The sequence below is a fragment of the Bacillus sp. MSP13 genome, from assembly GCF_000815295.1.
GTDB classification, from domain to species: Bacteria; Bacillota; Bacilli; order Bacillales; family Bacillaceae; genus Bacillus; species Bacillus vallismortis.
Genome location: NZ_JXAQ01000011.1, coordinates 486,286 through 505,942, shown reverse-complemented (window position 1 = coordinate 505,942; position 19,657 = coordinate 486,286). Strand labels below are relative to the sequence as shown.

The 19,657-nt window shown below is 44.8% G+C and carries 14 protein-coding genes and 1 pseudogene; 1 reads left to right on the top strand and 14 read right to left on the bottom strand.

What is annotated here, in order from left to right; all coding sequences use genetic code 11:
* Nucleotides 1–8 precede the first annotated feature (8 nt).
* The 7 genes from rhaB to tlpB (SC79_RS14660) form a co-directional block, all read right to left on the bottom strand.
* A complete protein-coding gene (rhaB, locus tag SC79_RS14690) occupies nucleotides 9–1,469 on the bottom strand; it encodes a rhamnulokinase (protein WP_039075669.1) in 1,461 nt (486 codons plus the stop codon).
* A gap of 4 nt (nucleotides 1,470–1,473) precedes the next feature.
* A complete protein-coding gene (rhaR, locus tag SC79_RS14685; protein WP_010329860.1) occupies nucleotides 1,474–2,250 on the bottom strand; it encodes a rhamnose catabolism operon transcriptional regulator RhaR in 777 nt (258 codons plus the stop codon).
* Between the two features lie 59 nt (nucleotides 2,251–2,309).
* Complete coding sequence (locus SC79_RS14680) at nucleotides 2,310–4,379, bottom strand: bifunctional rhamnulose-1-phosphate aldolase/short-chain dehydrogenase (RefSeq protein ID WP_039075668.1); 2,070 nt, start codon at nucleotides 4,377–4,379, stop codon at nucleotides 2,310–2,312.
* Between the two features lie 134 nt (nucleotides 4,380–4,513).
* The gene (tlpB, locus tag SC79_RS14675; protein ID WP_039075667.1) at nucleotides 4,514–6,502 is read right to left on the bottom strand and encodes a methyl-accepting chemotaxis protein TlpB; all 1,989 of its coding nucleotides are present in this window, start codon (nucleotides 6,500–6,502) and stop codon (nucleotides 4,514–4,516) included.
* Nucleotides 6,503–6,610: 108 nt separating this feature from the next.
* Nucleotides 6,611–8,596 carry a methyl-accepting chemotaxis protein gene (gene mcpA / locus SC79_RS14670; protein ID WP_039075666.1) on the bottom strand — a complete coding sequence of 662 codons (1,986 nt, stop codon included), beginning with the start codon at nucleotides 8,594–8,596 and terminating at the stop codon, nucleotides 6,611–6,613.
* A gap of 111 nt (nucleotides 8,597–8,707) precedes the next feature.
* The gene (gene tlpB, locus SC79_RS14665; RefSeq protein ID WP_039075665.1) at nucleotides 8,708–10,708 is read right to left on the bottom strand and encodes a methyl-accepting chemotaxis protein TlpB; all 2,001 of its coding nucleotides are present in this window, start codon (nucleotides 10,706–10,708) and stop codon (nucleotides 8,708–8,710) included.
* 380 nt (nucleotides 10,709–11,088) lie between these two features.
* Nucleotides 11,089–13,077, bottom strand: coding sequence for a methyl-accepting chemotaxis protein TlpB (tlpB, locus tag SC79_RS14660; RefSeq protein WP_039075664.1), 1,989 nt, complete (start codon nucleotides 13,075–13,077; stop codon nucleotides 11,089–11,091).
* Nucleotides 13,078–13,233: 156 nt separating this feature from the next.
* Here tlpB (SC79_RS14660) and SC79_RS14655 point away from each other — a divergent pair, with 156 nt between their 5' ends.
* Entirely contained in the window at nucleotides 13,234–13,971 is a 738-nt protein-coding gene (locus SC79_RS14655) for a protein-glutamine gamma-glutamyltransferase (RefSeq protein WP_039075663.1), read from the top strand.
* Between the two features lie 14 nt (nucleotides 13,972–13,985).
* On the opposite strand, the gene SC79_RS14650 is transcribed toward SC79_RS14655, so the two are convergent.
* From SC79_RS14650 to SC79_RS14625, 7 genes and pseudogenes are all read right to left on the bottom strand, one after another.
* Complete coding sequence (locus tag SC79_RS14650) at nucleotides 13,986–14,240, bottom strand: hypothetical protein (RefSeq protein WP_039075662.1); 255 nt, start codon at nucleotides 14,238–14,240, stop codon at nucleotides 13,986–13,988.
* A 24-nt stretch (nucleotides 14,241–14,264) separates the two neighbouring features.
* Nucleotides 14,265–15,296, bottom strand: coding sequence for a nitronate monooxygenase (locus SC79_RS14645; protein ID WP_039075661.1), 1,032 nt, complete (start codon nucleotides 15,294–15,296; stop codon nucleotides 14,265–14,267).
* A 10-nt stretch (nucleotides 15,297–15,306) separates the two neighbouring features.
* Nucleotides 15,307–15,708, bottom strand: coding sequence for a secondary thiamine-phosphate synthase enzyme YjbQ (locus SC79_RS14640; RefSeq protein ID WP_010329869.1), 402 nt, complete (start codon nucleotides 15,706–15,708; stop codon nucleotides 15,307–15,309).
* Nucleotides 15,677–15,762, bottom strand: a pseudogene (locus tag SC79_RS21675) (hypothetical protein); the annotation flags it as partial. The gene SC79_RS14640 and the pseudogene SC79_RS21675, both read right to left, overlap by 32 nt.
* Nucleotides 15,763–15,822: 60 nt before the next feature.
* The gene (locus SC79_RS14635; protein ID WP_039075660.1) at nucleotides 15,823–17,487 is read right to left on the bottom strand and encodes a glycoside hydrolase family 13 protein; all 1,665 of its coding nucleotides are present in this window, start codon (nucleotides 17,485–17,487) and stop codon (nucleotides 15,823–15,825) included.
* A 128-nt stretch (nucleotides 17,488–17,615) separates the two neighbouring features.
* A complete protein-coding gene (locus SC79_RS14630; protein WP_039075659.1) occupies nucleotides 17,616–18,908 on the bottom strand; it encodes a hemolysin family protein in 1,293 nt (430 codons plus the stop codon).
* Nucleotides 18,909–18,951: 43 nt separating this feature from the next.
* On the bottom strand, nucleotides 18,952–19,629 hold the full coding sequence (locus tag SC79_RS14625; protein WP_039075658.1) for a zinc metallopeptidase: 678 nt from the start codon (nucleotides 19,627–19,629) through the stop codon (nucleotides 18,952–18,954).
* Nucleotides 19,630–19,657 lie beyond the last annotated feature (28 nt).

Sequence of the window (19,657 nt, the reverse complement as noted above, 5' to 3'; positions counted from 1 at the left end):
TCACCTCTTCACCTTTCAGATAGCGCTTTCAAAACAGTTTGCTGAAATGACTGAATGATCGTGCCTCTGTCAATATCTTTAGGTGTAAATACTTTGATCGGATAGGAATGTCTGACGACTTGCCGGGCTTCTGTTATGTCTTTGACTTCTTTGGCAGCAATCATTTGCATCAGCAGATTTCCGATGGCGGTTGCCTCTATGGGCCCTGCGTATACCGCTTTTCCGCTCATGTCTGCTGTTAATTGATTTAAGAAATCGTTTCGGGCTCCGCCGCCGATGATATGAAGCTGCTCAATCGGTTTTTCTGTGATCGTTTCCAGCTCTTTGATGGCTATCGCATAGATGATGGCTAAATTGCTGTAGATGCAGCAGGCAAGGTCACCTGCAGTGCGGGGAATCTTTTGGCGGGTTTCTCTGCAATAATGTTCTATTTCCTCTATCATGCTGTCTGGATTCAAAAAACGTTCATCATTAAAGTTGATAAACTGCTGAAATGGTTCTGTTTTTCGGGCTTCTTCTGCAAGCTGCTGAAAAGAATAATCTGCTTGTAATTGCTGTCTGACTTCTTGTATCACCCACATGCCGATAATGTTTTTGAGAAAGCGAATGGTGCTGTTTGCCCCGCGTTCATTTGTATAGTTGTTTTTTAAAGCCAGATCGGTTAATATCGGCGTTTGGTTTTCAACCCCAATTAGCGACCATGTTCCGCTGCTGATATACGCCCAGCTATCGTTTATGCCCGGCGCCGCGATGACCGCCGATGCCGTATCATGCGTTGCGACTGTCATCACTTTGCAAACCGGCAGGTCATAATCCGGGAACCAATCATTTCTCAGCATTCCGAGCTCACACCCCGGTTCAGTCAGCGGCGCAAATTGCTGTTCGTGAACAGACACAGCTTCAAGCAACTCAGGGTCAAACTTTCCGGTTGAGACGTTTAAAAGCTGGGTTGTCGACGCATTTGTGATTTCTGTTACAGTTTTTCCGGTTAAACAATAGCCTATATAATCTGGAACCATCATGATTTTATCTGTTGCTTTCAACAGCTCACGGTCTTCCTCATACAACTGATACATCGTGTTAAACGGCTGAAATTGTATTCCTGTTTTTTGATAGATGATGTCTCTTGACAGGGTTCGTTCCAGTTTGCCTATTGTGTGATCTGTTCTTCCATCACGGTAGGATATCACTTCCCGCAAACGATTTCCTTTTTCGTCCAGCAAGACATAATCGACAGCCCATGTATCAATGCCGACGGTGCATTGTTCATGCCCAAGCGCTTTCACCTTTTGCAGCCCTTGCAGAATTTGTTTTAGCAAATGATCTATATCCCAAAAACAATGTCCTTCTCTTTGAATGAAACCGTTAGCGAATCTGTGAACCTCTTGTATGTCAAGCTTCCCTTCCTTCAGCTCTCCTACCATGACTCTCCCGCTTGACGCACCTACATCAATGGCAGTATAAATCATTCTTTCACCCTCTCTTCGGAAGGGGAACAGCTGTCACTATCACCTTTTTTTCTTCTAGCGCTTTTACCGATAATGGATCAAGTCCAGCATCAGTAATTAGGCGGCTGATATCCTTGAGCGAGGCGATATGTGAAAACTCGCGGTTCCCCCATTTGCTTGAATCGGCCATTAAAATGGTTTGGTCAGACCTTTCGATCATCCGTTTTTTGAGCAACGCCTGCCACTCATTTGAGTCACTCATTCCGTTATTTATGTCAAATCCTTTACATGAGAGAAAGGTTTTGTTGACATGATAGGTCTCAAGCGAACGCTCTGCTAACGGTCCGGCAAACGATAATGATTTTGCCAGCAAAATGCCGCCTGTTGAAATGACTGAGATGTTTTCTTTATTGCTAAGTTCAATAGCAGCCTTCATTGAGTTTGTAATAACGGTGAGCTCAATATCAGGAAGTATTTTCGCCATGTGCCAGGCGGTGGTGCTTGCATCAAGAATGATTCGGTCTCCGCTCTTTACGTATTTGGCCGCTTCGTGAGCGATGGCTTTTTTTTCTGTGACATTTGTGATTTCCCGTTCGGAAAAATGAATTTCTGATTCTTGCTGCTGAATACTGACCGCTCCTCCGTGGCTCCGGCTCAGTTTATGTTCTTTCTCTAGCTTCTCAAGGTCGCGCCGAATGGTTTCTTCTGTGACAGAAAACATGTCACTTAATTCGGATACGCGGATGCTTGAACGCATATTGACTATTTCTACTATTTTTTGCTGCCGTTCTGCTACTAACATCGGTAACGCCCTTCCTCTTATCTTAATCCGTTTTATTGTTTTTCTATCATAGCATACGTCTAACGCGTGAAAGCAGCAGGAACACCGCCGTCTACCGTGATCATGCAACCCGTGGTTTTTTCGGTTTTAGAAGAAGCGAAGAATGCGATGGCTTCAGCAATATCCCGCGGGTAAATATTGACGAGCAGAGCGGTGCGTTTCCGATAATGTTCCTCAAGCTCTTCTGGTTCAATTCCATACGCCGCGGCCCGTTCTTCCCGCCAGCTTGATCCCCAGATTGCCGATCCTTGCAGAACCGCATCAGGCAAAACAGAGTTGACCCGAATGCCATATTCTCCGCCTTCTGCTGCGATACATCTCGCCAAATGGGTTTCAAGCGCTTTTACCGAGCTGTAGGCAGCGGCGTTTTTCCCCGCATAAACTGAATTTTTCGATCCGACAAATACCATGCTTCCGCCTCTGTTTTGCTGTTTCATTTGTTTAAACGCTTCACGCGCCACAAGAAAATAGCCTGTTCCTAATACATTCATATTAAGATTCCATTCTTTTAGACTAGTTTCGTCAAACGGGCTTGAAGTGGCCAATCCGGCATTATTGACGACAATATCAATCCCGCCGTAAGCAAGTGCCGCTTGTTCAAAGGCTGACTTTACTTCTTCTTCCTTTGTCACGTCCATTTTGACAGCCATTGCCCTTCCTTCTCCGTATGCCTCGTTTATTTCCCCGGCAATTTTCTTCGCACCTTCTATATTAAGGTCAGCGGCAATCACGTGCCCTCCTTCAGCTGCAAAGCGTCGGCACGCTGCACTTCCGATGCCGCCGGCTCCTCCTGTTACTAACGCTACTTTACGGGAATATTCCGCTTCCGGCGGAGCGAGCGTGAGCTTATATAACTCGAGCGGCCAATATTCGACATGATAAGATTCATTTTCATTTAAAGAAACAAATTGCCCCAAAGCTGTTGATCCTTTCATAACAGCGATAGCCCTTCGGTATAAAGCGCCGCTCACTTTAGACATGGCATAACTTTTCCCCGTGTTCACCATTCCGATGCCGGGAATCAAGATCACCCGCGGAGCTGATTCGAAGATTTGGTCTCCTTCCTGCTGATGGCGGGTAAAGTAAGCGTGATAATCTGATGAAAAACGCTCGACCTCTGACTTGATCAGATCCGCCAGCTTATGCACATCGTGGGTTTCTGGATTCCACTCAATGTACAGCGGAACCCGCTTTGTATGAACAAGGTGATCCGGGCATGCCGCACCGATTTGCGAGAGTGCCGATGCTTGAACACTATTTACAAATTCCAAGACATCGTCATGATCATCATAGGAAAGGATCATTTTCTTCTTTTCACTTACAGCGCCTCTGATTACAGGCATGATGTCTGCCAAGATTTGTTTTCTTTGATCTTCCGGCAACGGCTGATACCTTTTGCCTCCAAATATCTCATTTGGATTAATACGGTCGTTAATATACTGCTCGGCTTCTTGAATGATAGATATCGTTTTTTCATAACAGGCTTCAGACGTCTCTCCCCAGGTGACTAAGCCGTGTTTCTCCATTAACACAAGCTCGGCGTTGGGATTGTTCGCTACGCCTTCAGCGATCATTTTAGATAATGTGAATCCGGGGCGTACGTATGGCACCCATACAAACCGGTTTCCGTATATGTCTTTCGCGATTTGTTTTCCATTATCAGCGCAGCATATGCTGATAATCGCATCGGGATGGGTATGGTCAACATGATTGAATGGCAGAAAAGCGTGTAACAGCGTTTCAATTGAAGGGCGGGGATGTTTGCTGTCTATCATACAATGAGACAAGTAGTCTACCATTTCTTCATCTGACATGTGATCCCTTTCGATCAAAGGGAGGATGTCTTCTAATGACAAACCGGTACAGTTATGCGCTTTCATTGTTGCCAAATCCGAACCGCTTCCTTTCACCCACATGACTTCTGTTTCACGGCCTCTGAAATCCTTTTCCGTTGTTTTCATAGATGTATTCCCGCCGCCCCAGTTGCAGACAGTCCGATCTGATCCGATCTGATTGGATCTGTACACCAATTCCTCTACACCTTTTGGCAGCTGTGCAGCATGCTTTGCATCCCATACATGTTTCACCATCTTGATATTCCTCCATCCCCTTTTAATTGTATCCGCTTTCATTATATATGATATTGGTTTGCTTTTGAATTGTTTTGTTTATTTTTGTTTTAACAAAAAAAAGAAAGCAGCAGATATGCCGCTTTCTTTTCCTATTAGGATTCAATTTTAAATTTCTTTGTGATGTCCTGAAGTTCTTCCGCCATGTTTGCCAACGTTTCAGCTGATGAGCTGATTTCTTCCATGGACGCAAGCTGTTCTTCCGCCGAAGCTGCAATGTCTTGAATGCCTGCTGAGCTTTCTTTCGACACTGCAGAAATGTCTTCAACCGCACTTGACACTTCCTGTGATCCAGCTGACAGCTGTTCAACCGTCGCGTTTAGGTTTTGCAATTCGCCAGAAATTTGGGTTGTCATCTCGTAAATTTGTTTAAAGCTTTCCGCTGTTTGGTCAGTTATCTGCAAACCTTCCTTCACTTCATGATTCACAGATTGGAACATTGAAAGTGAAGTGCTGATTTCTCTGACAATCTCTTGAATTAACCCTTCAATCTCCTTAGCAGAGTCTGCTGATTGCACGGCAAGTTTTCTGACCTCTTCCGCTACTACTGAGAAGCCTCTTCCGTACTCCCCTGCTCTTGCCGCTTCAATCGCAGCATTTAGCGCCAGCAGATTCGTTTGATCAGCAATGCCGTTAATCACATTCAAGATGCTTGTGATGTCCTTCGATTTTGTTTCAAGGCCCTTCACAACCGATTCCGCTTTTTGAACGGATTGGTCGATTGTTTTCATTTGGCCGACTGTATGCTCGACCAGTTTTTCTCCGCTGCCAGCCGCCTCAGAGGACTGTATCGAAGACTTCGTGATAGTTGAAGAGGCCTGAACCACTTTTGAAATCCCATGGTTCATTTGGGAAAGATGGTCTGAGCTTGTTTCCAGCTTCTCGCTTTGCGCCTCGTTGCCATCTGAGAACTGTTCGATGGCGAGTGTAATATGTTCAGTTGCTTTGCTCGTTTGGGCCGCGCTTGCCGTCAGCTCTTCAGAAGATGATGCCACGTTTTCTACAGACGTTTGAATGACACCAATCACAGAACGCAGTGAGGCAGACATTTCGTTAAAGCTTTCACCAAGCTGGCCAAACTCGTTTTTCGAGTGAATGTCAATGACTTCTGTCAGATCTCCGCTGCTTATTTTCGCGGATGTAGAAACCAATTTTCTTAATGGCTTGGTGATGGCGCTGATAATAAAGAGAATAAGTATACCGCCGATCACAAGTGATACGCATAGGACGATGATCGCTGTGTTCAGAACCGGGCTTGAAGCATCTTCCAATTCACTGATAAAGTATGTGCCCGCGATTTTCCAGCCTGTCAGCTTATTTGTCGTAAAGGCCATTTTCTTTTCTTTGCCTTGGAAGGTATATTCAAACGAGCCTTCTTCTTTGGAAAATACTTGATTTGTCCAATCGCCTGATCCGGTTGTCCCAGGTTTAATTGTCGGATGAGCGATATAATTTTTGTTGCCTGTTGTAATAAATGCGTAGCCATTTGTCCCGATTTTGATTCTCTTTGAAGCGGATAATACTTCATCCAGGTTTAAATCAAGCGCGATGACTCCTGAACCATCTTTTGTTTGCTCTGAGATGGTAATAACCATATCCCCTGTCGCTTCGTCAATGTACGGCTCAGAGAAAACAGCCTGTCCTTTCTTTGCAACGGCTTGCTTGTACCAGTCACGTTCTGTCGGATCAAAGCCCTTTGGCACACCGCCTTCTGGATATTTGTAGAGCTTTTTATTTTCTGAAGCCGCGTAGATGGCCCCTACATCCGCATTCAATGTTGTATACTGCTTAAATTTTTCATTCAATAAGGCTTTGTTTTTGTCTTGCAATAAATCTTTATTGATCGTCTCACTGTAATAATCAATTGCTTTTACTTTAGTATTCAACTTGTTCTGCAGGATGCTGTTGAGTTCTTCAACGTTTCCCATTGCACTATTCGTCAGTTCCTTGTCCAGTGCGTTCCATGCTGATTGATAACTGAAATATGCTAATACCCCAACCGGCAAAATAAGCACTGCCAAAAACGCAGCGATAAGCGGTTTGCTGATTGATGGCTGTTTGATCCATTTTGTAAATTTCCCCATACTTTCGACTCCTCCTTTAAGCTAAATCTAATATCGTCAAACTAGGATAAAAGGTTTAATAAAAAACTAAAAAAACACCCAAGCGTACAACCTGGGCGTTTTGGCTTACTATTCAATTTTGAATCGTTTGGTCATATCGCGAAGCTCTTCCGCCATAGACGAAAGGGTTTCTGCTGACGAGCTGATTTCTTCCATCGAGGCAAGCTGCTCTTCGGCTGACGACGCGATATCTTGGATATGAGCCGAACTTTCTTTTGAAATTGATGCAATGTGTTCGGACGCTCCCGAAACTTCCTCGGAGCTGGCGGAAAGCTGTTGTACCGTCGCACTCATATTTTGCAGTTCTCCGGCGATTTGGTTCGTCATTTCAGAAATGCGAGTAAAGCTCATTTCTGTTTTATCTGTAATATCCAGACCTGTCTGCACCTCTTGATTGACAGATTGGAACATGCCGAGAGATGTATTGATTTCCTTCACAATTTCGATGATTAATCCTTCAATCTCTTTTGCTGAATCTGCAGACTGAACTGCCAGTTTTCTCACTTCTTCCGCTACAACGGAGAAGCCGCGGCCGTACTCGCCTGCGCGCGCCGCTTCAATCGCCGCGTTTAATGCCAGCAGGTTCGTCTGGTCAGCGATGCCGTTAATCACACGCAAAATATTGGTGATGTCTTTCGATTTCGTTTCCAATCCGCGTACGACTTGTTCTGCTTCTTTAACGGACTTATCAATAACGTTCATTTGGCCGACGGTTTGATGAACGAGCTTGCCGCCTTCGCTTGCGATTTCTGTCGATTGAACAGATGAATCTGTGATGACCTCGGAAGCTTGAGCCATATTTGCCAAACCGTCATTCATTTGATAAATGTGCTCTGCCGCCGTTTCAATGTTTTCGTTTTGTTTTTCATTGCCGTTAGAAAATTGTTCAATCGCCAATGTAATATGCTCTGTTGCCTTGCTCGTTTGTCCGGCTGATGCAGTCAGCTCCTCAGAGGAAGCGGCAACGTTTTCTACTGAATCCTGGATGGCGTGTATGAGAGAACGCAGTGATGACGCCATATTGTTAAAGCTTTTGCCGAGTGCGCCCAATTCATCTTTTGAACGGATATCAATGGTTTCCGTCAAATCTCCCTCGCTGATCCGCTTAGAGGAGCCCACAAGCTGTTTCAGCGGCGTTGTAATCGAGCGAATGACAAATGTCATAACGATAATGCCTATGATAATAGCCGCGGCTAAGACAATTAACGCCAGGTGAAGGACAGGCTGGGCCGCCTCATGAATTTCATCCAAATACATGGTGCCGACGATTTTCCATCCCGTTAACTTATTTGTATCAAAGGCCATTTTTTTCTTATCGCCATCCATGCTGTATTGAAAATCACCTTTATCCGCATTTAACACCTGATCAATCCAGTCGCCTTTTAATGCAGTTCCTGAGGTTTCATGAGGATGGGCGACAACCGTTTTGTCCTTTGTCATGATAAATGCGTAGCCTTGTGTGCCGATGTTGACTTTTTTGGTTGTTTTCAACAGATTTTCAATCGTCATGTTGATTGCGATAACGCCTGAACCATCTTTTGTCTGCTGGGCGATTGTCACAACCATTGTGTTTGTAGACGCGGTTTTATAAGGATCAGTCACGACAACTTTCCCTTTATTCGCAACCGCTTTTTTGTACCAGTCACGTTCAACCGGATTATAATCGCTCGGCATCTGCAGATCTGGGTAACGGGTAAAGTGACCGTCTATGTCACTTGTATAAATCGATTCTACATCTTTATTGATTTTGATATACTGTGAGAATTTCTCTTGAATGTTTGCATTGCTTTTTGCATCGTATTTCTTTTTTGTCAGCCATTCGCTGAAGTAAGCGGCGCTGTTTTCTTTTTCTCCGATACTGGTGTTAATAATTTCGTTTAATTGCTGTACATTTTCTAATGCGCTCCCCATCATCTGTCTGTCGAGTGAGCTGCTTGCCGATTGATACGCAAAAGCTGCCAATATCACAACTGGTATGATAAGGATCGACAGGAAGGAAACGAGAAGCTTCCGTGTAATTGATCTTTGTTTTATGAGTTGGAGTATTTTTTTCATCATTCATTTCTCCTTTTTTATGCTACCCTTCATATCGGCAGAAATGGGTAAATATATACAGTAAAAAAGAAGAAATTTAACAAAGGTAACTAATTTCCCATTATTATATAGTTATTCAGACCCGTTCCCATCCACCTTAAATCGTTTTGTCAGGTCACGGAGTTCCTCAGACATCCTTTCAAGCGTCTGTGCTGATGAACTGATCTCCTCCATAGATGCCATCTGTTCCTCAGCTGAAGCGGCAATATCTTGGATGCCGTCAGAGCTTTCTTTAGAAATAGCAGTGATATCATTTGAAGCAGCAGAAATTTCTTGAGCTCCCGCTGACAGCTCTTCAACCGTCGCATTCATGTTTTGCAGAGTTGAAGCAATTTCTTTGGTCATGTGCGAAATATCTTTGAAGCTTTGTTGTGTTTCATCCGTCATGACAAGCCCTGTTTCAACTTCTTTATTTACAGACTGGAGTACGTTCAATGATGTATGAATTTCTTTGACAATATCGATGATCAGTGTTTCAATTTCTTTTGCCGAGTCAGCTGACTGTACCGCAAGTTTCCTCACTTCTTCAGCGACGACCGAGAAGCCTCGTCCGTATTCCCCCGCTCTTGCGGCTTCAATGGCGGCATTTAAAGCCAAAAGGTTGGTTTGATCCGCAATGCCGTTAATGACACGCAAAATATTCGTGATATCCTTTGATTTGATTTCCAGCCCTTTCACCACTAGTTCCGCTTCTTTCACAGAGTGGTCAATCGCATTCATTTGGCCGGCCGTTTTCCGGACGAGTGTCTCACCCTTGTTTGATAGTTCTGTCGAGTCTGCGGATGTTTCTGTAATCACCACGGCAGCCTGCGCCAGTTCAGCTAATCCATCGTTCATTTCATTAATTTGTTCGGTTGTCGTCTCAATTCTTTCGCTTTGGCTCTCGCTGCCGTTTGAAAATTGCTCAATAGCCATGGTAATATTCTCAGTTGCCTTGCTTGTCTGGTCGGCGGATGCAGTCAGTTCCTCTGATGATGAAGCAACATGATCTACCGAGTCTTTGATTCCTTGAATGAGAGAGCGGAGCGAGTGTGCCATATGATTGAAGCTCTGGCTCAGAACGCCAAGTTCATCTTTTGATTTGATTTCTATTGTTTCGGTTAGATCGCCTTTGCTGATATTTTCAGCTGATGCGACAATGTGTCTCAAAGGCTTTGTGATGGACCGAATCACAAAGTAAATCGCCGTCATTCCGGCTGTGATGGCAATGGCCAAAACGATTGATGCCACGGTCAAAACTTTGCTCGCAGCATCATGGATCTCGTCCGCATACATCGTGCCGCTGATTTTCCAGCCTGTTGTTTCGCTTGTGACAAATGTCATTTTCTTCTCTTCGCCTTTGTACGTATACTCAAAGTCGCCGCTTTTATTATTGTAGAGTTTATCAACCCAGTCCCCTTTTAACGCTGTTCCCGCTTTTTCTCCGGAGAAGGCGATGACTTTCTTGTTTTGGCTTAGGATAAAAGCATAGCCTTCTTTTCCGATATTGATTTCTTTCGCTGTTGTGACCAGGTCGTCAATTTTCATATCAACGGCGACAACGCCTGACCCATCCTCCGTCTGGCGGGCGATGGTGACGACCATTTTTCCTGACGAAATCGATTCATAAGGTTCAGTAATGATTGTTTTGCCTTTATTGGCTATCGCTTCTTTGTACCAGTCTCGTTCCAAAGCATGAAAGTCACTCGGCATGTCTGCGTATGGATAACGTGTGAAATCCCCGTCTTTGCTGCTGGAAAACACCGCAGCGACATTGTCATTCATTTGGATAAATTGTTTAAATTCCTTTTTTAGCTCTGTTTTCTTTTTATCTTTAAATTTATCTGCTGTCGCCCAATCGCTGAAAAACATGAGGCTTTTTTCAGTCGTCCTGATTTTATCATCAATGATATGATCCAATATTTGAACATTTTCCTTTGCGCTTTGCGTCATCTGGATATCAAGAGAGGCAATTGCTGATTGATAAGCGCTTACCGAAAGGACGGCAATAGGGACAATTAAGATCAGCAGAAAAGAAATAATAAGTCTCCTGGCTATTGATGACCTTCGAATCGTAGTAAGTGTTTTTTTCATATCCTTCCGAACCTTCTTTCAATTATTTACAAATTATATCGGTTGAAATTCCTTTATATTACATTGAAAATGAAGGAAAAAGTGAAAAATAGTTCTAAATTCACCTAGTGAGGCGTGACATTTTTATTATTTACTACACAAAAAAACAGCGCCTTGAGAAGCGCTGTTTTCAGATTGTTGACAAAGTCATAAAACGGTTTTCGTTTTATGACTTTGTCATCTTTTCAGCGTGATTGAAAACCCTTGAAGTCTAGGAAGGACGAGCATTGGAGCACAGCGAATGTAGCAATTCGTGAGCACCAACGCGCAGGACTGACAACGAATGCGAGGGTTTGTCGACACGCTGAAAACAGCGCCTTGAGAAGCGCTGTTTTTTGCCTTTATTCGATTTTAAATTGTTTTGTCAGATCACGAAGCTCTTCTGCCATCTGCGAGAGAGTGGTTGCTGATGAACTGATTTCTTCCATTGAGGCAAGCTGCTCCTCAGCTGATGCGGCAATGTCTTGAATGCTCGCCGAGCTTTCTTTCGACACATCGGCAATGCCGCCGACTGCTGCTGAAACATGCTGTGAACGGTCCGACAGCTGTTCGACGGTGGAATTCATCGTCTGCAATTTGCCCGCGATTTCATTTGTCATGCTGAAAATGCTCTGGAAGCTTTCTTTTGTATTGTCTGTGACAACAAGCCCGGACTGCACTTCCTGATTAACCTCTTTAAACATATGAAGAGAGGTTTCGATTTCTGCTACGATTTCTTGGATCAGCTTTTCGATTTCTTTTGCTGAATCGGCTGATTGAACAGCCAGTTTGCGTACTTCCTCCGCTACGACAGAGAAGCCGCGGCCCGATTCTCCGGCACGCGCCGCTTCAATAGCTGCGTTTAAGGCCAACAGGTTTGTTTGGTCAGCGATGCCGTTGATGACTCTCAAAATGCTCGTGATGTCTTTTGATTTTCCTTCTAACCCTTTGACTACAGCCTCAGCCTGCTGAACCGATTGATTAATCGAGTTCATTTGTCCGACTGTCTGCTGGACAAACTTTTCACCCGTTCCGGCGATTTCCGTTGATTGGATAGACGCCTTTGTGATGTCTGATGATGTTTCTGAGACATGCTGAAGGTCTCCATTCATTAAGTTCAGCTGATGAGAGCTTGATTCAACCTTTTCGCTTTGTTCCTCGTTACCGTTTGAGAACTGCTCAATCGCCATCGTGATATGCTCGGTGGCTTTGCTCGTCTGTCCAGCAGATGCGGTAAGCTGTTCGGACGATGCGGCCACATTGTTCACCGAGTCTTGAATCGCACTGATTAGTGAGCGGAGAGATTGTCCCATTTCATTGAAACTTTCCCCGAGCTCTCCAAGCTCATCCTTCGAACGGATATCGATCGTTTCTGTCAGATCCCCGCTGCTGATCGTTTTCGATGATTGCACAAGGCGTTTTAATGGTTTTGTAATCGATCGAACGATAAACAGAATTAAAATCCCGCCTATCGCAATGGAAGCAATCAGCACGATCATGCCTGTGATCAGCACAGACTTAGAGGCTTCCTTGATTTCATCCATATACATTGTGCCGGCTATTTTCCACCCAGTCAGTTCATTTGTTGTATATGACATCTTTTTATCTTCGTTATTCAAAATGTACTTGAAATCACCGCTGTTATCGGCGTACATTTTGGCAACCCAATCGCCTGAGAGCTTTTCCCCCGCCTTATGGTTCTGATGGGCGACATAGGTTTTGTTTTTCGTGGCAATGAACACATAGCCTTCTTTGCCGACCTTGATTTGTTTCATCTGTTCTAATAATTTGTCAATGGTGATATCCATGGCGACAACGCCGGATCCGTCCTTCAACTCCTGGGCAATGGTAATAACCATGCTTCCGTCACTCGCTGCCACGTAAGGGTCTGTCACGACAATTTCACCGCCGGCCTTCATCGCATCTTGGTACCAAGGGCGTTGTCTTGGATCGTATCCTTCCGGCAATTTTTCATTGGGCGCTTGTATGTAGGTGCCGTTTTCCGCGCCTCCATAAATCCTGGCTACCCCTTCATTGATAGAGACATATTGTGCAAATTTCGTTTTGAGCTCTTCTTGATTAGTCTTCCCTTTAAATACGGAGCTTTTAAGAGATTCACTGAAAAAAGTGACTCCTTTCGCTTTTGCTCCCAGGTCATTTGTAATAGTTGTATTAAAAGTGTCGACACTGGTTTTCGCACTTCCCATAATTTGCTGTTCCAGCTTACTGCTGGCGCTTCGGTAAGAACTGAATCCCAATATCAGAATAGGGACAATAAGAATCGCAATAAATGACACGATTAATTTTCTTGAGATAGACGGTTTTTTCAGCCAGTTGATAAAAGTCTTCATGTCGAGTTTCTCCTTCGGGTTTGATACAGTATATATCGGCTGCTTAAAAAAGTTTTAAAATAAAAAATGGAAGACGTTCTTTTCAGCTATCTTCAGTTTACAGCTTTCATTTTCCAAGCCCTGTGCATATCTTATTAAAAACAAGGGGGGCTAAAGATGATTATTGTATCCGGACAATTGCTCCGTCCCCAAGATATTGAAAACTGGCAGATAGATGAGAAGTTGAATCCGCTGTTAAAAGAGATGCTTGAGACGCCTGTCCAGTTTGATTATCATTCCATTGCCGAACTGATGTTTGAGCTGAACCTGCGGATGAATATCGTAGCAGCGGCAAAAACGTTGCACAAAAGCGGAGCGAAATTCGCGACTTTTCTCAAAACATACGGGAATACAGCGTATTGGAGGGTTTCACCGGAAGGCGCCTTGGAGCTGAAATACAGAATGCCGCCCTCAAAAGCGATTCGGGATATTGCAGAAAACGGCCCGTTTTACGCGTTTGAATGCGCCACCGCCATTGTGGTCATTTATTATTTGGCCTTGATCGATACAATCGGGGAGGAAACATTTGACGCCAGCTTTGACAGTATTATTTTATATGACTGGCACTATGAGAAATTGCCGATATACACGGAAACAGGGCATCACTATTTCCTTGGAGATTGCCTGTATTTTAAAAACCCTGAGTTTGATCCTCAAAAAGCGCAGTGGAGAGGCGAAAATGTGATTATGCTGGAAGAAGATAAATTTTTCGCCCACGGCCTGGGAATCTTAAGCGGGCAGCAAATTATCGAGAAGCTGAATTCTTTTCGAAAAAAAGGAGCCGTACAGCCAGCTTATCTTCTGCCTCAGGCGACCAGACTGGATGTTCCGTCTCTTTACCGCATCGTCCGCTAAAAAAGCCCCAACGCCTATTTCGGGGGCGATGGGGTTTCAAACGCTTTTCGTTTTCGATAAAAAGGGGCTGTGCCGAAATACTGGTTCGCAGCCCATTCCATTTTTTCAAGGTCATTTCTTGTCACGATTGGATCAGGGCTGCTCCATTTGATAAAGCGGACAAAATAATAGCCATTGATAGGGGCCATTGTAACTTTTGAGTGAGGCCAGCCTTCAAATACAAACTCAATTTTCCCTCTTTTTTTATAAGAATATTGAAGAATGTTCATCATCTGCCACCCCTGTTTCACAAGTTACTTGCTGCAAAGCTCGGCTAACAGTGACTTCACATTAACGGGCCGGTTCAGCATGCCGACAGATTGCCCGGCCCACAGAGACATATACCCGGAATCTTTTTCTCTGGCTGCGTGTTTTCTCATCGGCTTTGTTAACGTGTTTTGCAATGGATAAGGAAGTGCGTTTGCCTCCTCAGCTTGCTGCTCTTTCATCCATTGATTGACTATACCCCTTGCAGGCTTACCTGAAAACAATGAGGTGAGGCGCGTGTCTGTTCCCCGCGCTCTTTTTAATTCGCGCCGGTACGTTTCTGATACGTCGCATTCCTCACACATGAGAAATGGCGTCCCGACCTGTACGCCCTGGGCTCCGAGACAATGAGCGGCTTGGACGCCGCGGCGGTCGGCAATTCCGCCTGCCGCGATTACCGGAATGGTCACTGCATCTGCCGCCTGGGGAATCAGCGACATAAGACCAAGTGCGGATTCCCCGCTCACCGGCAGAAAGGAACCGCGATGGCCGCCCGCTTCGCTTCCTTGCAGTACAATGATGTCCATTCCTCGTTCTTCTAGCATGATGGCTTCCTGCGGAACCGTAGCCGTACCAATGAGACAGCAGCCATTTTTCTTTAACGCTTGAATGGCTTCATCCGGCGGAATGCCGAACGTAAACGAACAGGCTTTGACATTGTATTTCATAATGATGCTTATTTTTCTATGGAAGTCCCCCCATTCCTCTTCTTCTGAAGAAAATGGAGAGGCCTGTTCGGCAAATGGAATTCTGTTTTTCCAAGTTTCAACGCTGTCTTCGTCCGGTTCTTTTCTGCTTTCCGGAACAAACACATTCACCTGAAATGCTCGATCAGTCAGCTGCTGCATGTCAACGACTTGCTTTTCGAGCATGTCGGAACTGAGATATCCGGACGCTAAGCTGCCAAGCGCGCCTTCATTCGATACTGCGGCTGCCAAGTCGGGCGTGACCAGCCCGCCGGCCATCGGCGCCTGGATGACAGGTATGGTCAGCGATAATGTTTTCAGCCAATCCGTCATAAAAATCCTCCTATTCCCCCATGATTTTGATATAACATGTCCGGGTGCGGGGGCCGTCGAATTCGCAGAAATAGATGCCCTGCCACGTTCCAAGAATCAACCGGCCATTTTCAATAATGACGTGTTGGGAAGCTCCCACCGTACTCGACTTCATGTGCGCAGCTGTATTGCCTTCCATATGTCGGTCCAGCTCGTGCTCCCACGGATACACTTCATCAAATCTTCTGAGCATATCTTTTTTGACGTCCGGATCGGCGTTTTCGTTAATTGTAATGCCCGCGGTCGTATGCGGACAGTAAATCAGCGCAGCGCCGCTCGTCACCCCTGTTTCTTGAAGAAAGGCTTCCGCCTCGCGTGTGATCTCAATCATTTCATCTCGCTTACTCGTTTTGATTTGCAGTGTTTTCAGCATTTGGATCTCCTTTCTGTCCGTTCTATTTGCTAATTCGTTCTGTGTTCTCTTTTTCCTGTTAACATAGTCACATAAACGTGATCAAAACAAAAAACTCCAGTCTATGGCTAGAGTTTAGCGCCATACATATACTCTTGCTTCATACGGCTGCAACAGGACTGATGTCATGTGCTTGTGAGGCTTTATTTCGACATTTGACAATACGAGTGCGTCTGATGACAATGGCAATCCGGCGCGCTTGAAAAAGGCCGGTGTTGCCGACAGATTGGCCGCAATCAGCGCAGTATGGTTCTCGTTTTTCCGAAGATACGCAAAGATTTGCTGATCTTCGGGCAAAATGAGCTCGTATATTCCGTTGATAAAAACATCGTATGTTTGGCGCAGCTTGATCAAACTCATGTAAAAGTGGTATACGGATGTTGGGTCGTTTTGTTGCGCCTCGGCATTTAGCCATTTGTAATTTTCATTAATTCCGATCCACGGTTTGCCATCAGAAAATCCGGCGTATGGATCAGCATTCCATTGCATCGGCGTTCGCGAATTGTCCCGCCCTTTTTTCCAGACAATCTTCATCACGTCCTCGTGTGAAGCGCCTTTCGCCCTTTCTATTTCATACAGGCGTTTCATTGCGACATCATCATAATCAGCAATAGACGGAAAAGCCACGTTCGTCATGCCAAGTTCCTGTCCCTGATAAATAAACGGCGTGCCCTTCATGAGAAAATAAACAGCAGCAAGCGCTTTTGCACTTTCTTTCAAGTACACTCCGTCGTCTCCCCATACAGAAACTGAACGGGGCTGGTCGTGATTTTCCATAAACAACGCATTCCAGCCGATCCCTTCAAGACTGTCCTGCCAGTCTGTTAAAATTCGTTTAAAGGAAACGATATCAATGCTCTCATTGACTTCTACATCCCACAGGCCGAGATGCTCAAATTGAAAAATCATGCTGAAGATGCCGTTTTTTTCTCCAGCCCAATCAGCCGCTTCCTTTGCAGAAACCCCGTTTGCCTCACCCACTGTCATTATCGGATAACGGGAAAATGTCTTTTCTTTGAGCTCTGTTAAAAAATCCATTATGCCGTCGACATTCATGTGATAGGGGAAGGAGGGAACGACATCCAACCCTTTGGGATTCGGCATATCGGGAAGCCCTTCTTTTTTCTTAATATGCGTAATCGCATCCACCCGAAATCCATCAATGCCTTTGTCAAGCCACCAATTCACCATGTCATAAATCGCATTTCTCACCTTTTCATTTTCCCAATTCAAATCAGGCTGTTTTTGATCAAAAAGGTGAAGATAATATTGGCTAGTCTTTTGATCATACTGCCAAGCCGATCCGCCGAAAATACTTTCCCAGTTATTTGGCGCTTTGCCATTTTGGCCGTCCTTCCAAATATACCAGTCGCGTTTCTCCGAGTGTACAGAGGAACGGGATTCAATGAACCATGGGTGTTCATCGCTTGTATGGTTCACGACAAGATCCATTATCAGCTTCATGTCCAGTTCATGCATATCTCCAAGCAGCTGGTCGAAATCAGCCATGGTGCCGAAATCGCTTAATATGTTTTTGTAATCCTTGATATCATAGCCGTTATCCGCATTAGGCGAATCGTACAAAGGACAAATCCAGATGACGTCGGCACCCAGCTCCTTTATGTAGGGAAGCTTGGATCTGATTCCTTGAATATCCCCGATTCCGTCGCCATTGGAATCTTTAAAACTTCGAGGATAAATGTGGTAGACAACAGCTTCCTTCCACCAAGCCTTTTTCATACAGCCACTCCCTTCCTCAGTATCACAGTCTATATATCTTATGTAGAAAAAAGGATGTACAGCATTGCTTTTTCAGGAAACCGCCTGCTGCATCAAAAAACAGCCGCTCAATAGCCTCGGCTGCTCTTTTATAAAAAGTCAGTTTTTTTTATTTCTACAAAACGGATATGATGATCTTCAGCATCAAGGATTTTAAATTCACAGCCCTCCGCGTGTATCACATCCCCTGCTTCCAGCTCCATTTTTTGTGTCAGAAGCCAGCCCGCGATCGTATCAATTTCTTCATTTTCAATGGCAGTGTCGAGCAGATCGTTCACTTCGTCTATTAGCGCTTTTCCATCCATCACATAATGGTGCTCGCCTTTTTTCAAAATGTGCGGTGTTTCATCCTGGTCATATTCATCGCGGATGTCCCCGACAATTTCCTCAATAATATCTTCGACAGTGACAAGCCCTGCCGTTCCGCCGTACTCATCTACGAGAATGGCCATGTGAATCCGCTCCTTCTGCATGCGGATCAAAAGCTGCTGAACAGGGATGCTTTCAATGACCCTGATAACGGGCCTCATGATCTGTTTTAACTTTATCGGCTGGCCGAGAAAATAAGCCTTAAACATGTCTTTACTGTTGATGATCCCTAAAATATGATCCTTGTCTTCTTTGATGACAGGGTAGCGTGTATACCGTTCATTAATGATGTGATGAATCGCTTCTTCAAGCGACTGCTCCAACGAGATGACCGCAATTTCTGTCCGCGGGATCATGATCTCTCTCGCTACCCGGTTGTCGAATTCAAAAATCTTATTCACATAGCGGAATTCAGAATGATTGATTTCTCCTTTTTCATAGCTTTCTGAAAGGATCAGCCTCAGTTCCTCCTCGCTGACGACAACCTCATGCTCCTTCACAGAATGAAAGCCAAATAATTTCACAAAAAAACTTGCGGAGCCGTTCAATGCTTTAATAAACGGAAACATGATTTTATAAAACCAAATCAAAGGCTTTGCAACCCATAAGCTGACAGCTTCAGCCTTTTGAATGGAGACCGTTTTCGGGGCAAGCTCCCCCAGCACCACATGCAAAAAAGTGACGATGATAAATGCAATGATAAATGTGACAATGTGGTTCATCGGTTCCGGGATGCCTGTCATCTCAAACAAAGGATGAAGAATGCGTTCAAATGTCGGTTCACCAAGCCATCCAAGGCCGAGAGCTGTAATGGTAATCCCGAGCTGGCAGGCTGATAAATACTCGTCCAGATTGGAGATGATTTTGTGTGCGGCAAGCGCCCGGCTATCACCGCTTTCGATCAACTGATTGATTTTTGATCCTCTGATTTTGACGATTGCAAATTCTGCTGCAACGAAAAAAGCCGTAATGCCAACCAATACAAAAATGGCGACCAATTGTAAAATAAGCAAAAAAAGCCCTTACCATAAATGGTAAGGGGCCACCTCCTTAACGTTAATTCTCATTACGACCGTTTAAGAAGATCATCACAAAGCGAAGAAGCTCAAACAGGGAAACCAGGGCGGCGGCCACATATGTTAAGGCGGCGGCGCTCAGCACTTTATTTACCCCATTCTCTTCAGTGTTTCGGATGAATCCTTCTGACACAATAATTTGCTTCGCGCGTGAACTTGCATTAAATTCGACAGGCAGTGTAATCAGCTGGAAAAAGACAGCGGCTGAAAACAGAATGATGCCAAGCCCGATCAGATTCAGGCTGCCGAGAAGCATGCCTCCTAAGAAAAGAAAAGGAGCTACACCGGATGCAAAATTCACGACTGGGAAGATTTTATGTCTCAGCACAAGCGCACCATATGCTTCCTGATGCTGCAAGGCGTGTCCGACTTCATGGGAAGCTACGGAGATGGCGGAAATTGAGCGGCCGTAATAGACCGGCTCAGATAACCGCACCACCCGTTTTGTCGGGTCGTAATGGTCTGTTAAAGTGCCTCTTACCGGTTCGACCGGCACGTCGTAAAGACCGTTTATATCTAAAATCCGTCTTGCCGTTTCTGCCCCTGTACGTCCGCTTGAGGCTTCCACTTTTGAATATTTTTCAAAATTGCTCTTCACTTTAAATTGTGCCCAAAACGATAATCCCAATGCGGCTATTGTCAAAAATATAAACAGCATTTTTCATCATCCTTTATCTGTGATCAAA

Coding starts and splice junctions, on each gene's coding strand:
- tlpB (WP_039075664.1), bottom strand. CDS start 13,077: ATGAAGACTTTTATCAACTGGCTGAAAAAACCGTCTATCTCAAGAAAA.
- SC79_RS14650 (WP_039075662.1), bottom strand. CDS start 14,240: ATGAACATTCTTCAATATTCTTATAAAAAAAGAGGGAAAATTGAGTTT.
- rhaR (WP_010329860.1), bottom strand. CDS start 2,250: ATGTTAGTAGCAGAACGGCAGCAAAAAATAGTAGAAATAGTCAATATG.
- tlpB (WP_039075665.1), bottom strand. CDS start 10,708: ATGAAAAAAACACTTACTACGATTCGAAGGTCATCAATAGCCAGGAGA.
- mcpA (WP_039075666.1), bottom strand. CDS start 8,596: ATGAAAAAAATACTCCAACTCATAAAACAAAGATCAATTACACGGAAG.
- rhaB (WP_039075669.1), bottom strand. CDS start 1,469: ATGATTTATACTGCCATTGATGTAGGTGCGTCAAGCGGGAGAGTCATG.
- SC79_RS14635 (WP_039075660.1), bottom strand. CDS start 17,487: ATGAAAAAGGCTTGGTGGAAGGAAGCTGTTGTCTACCACATTTATCCT.
- SC79_RS14645 (WP_039075661.1), bottom strand. CDS start 15,296: ATGACGGATTGGCTGAAAACATTATCGCTGACCATACCTGTCATCCAG.
- tlpB (WP_039075667.1), bottom strand. CDS start 6,502: ATGGGGAAATTTACAAAATGGATCAAACAGCCATCAATCAGCAAACCG.
- SC79_RS14655 (WP_039075663.1), top strand. CDS start 13,234: ATGATTATTGTATCCGGACAATTGCTCCGTCCCCAAGATATTGAAAAC.
- SC79_RS14625 (WP_039075658.1), bottom strand. CDS start 19,629: ATGCTGTTTATATTTTTGACAATAGCCGCATTGGGATTATCGTTTTGG.
- SC79_RS14640 (WP_010329869.1), bottom strand. CDS start 15,708: ATGCTGAAAACACTGCAAATCAAAACGAGTAAGCGAGATGAAATGATT.
- SC79_RS14680 (WP_039075668.1), bottom strand. CDS start 4,379: ATGGTGAAACATGTATGGGATGCAAAGCATGCTGCACAGCTGCCAAAA.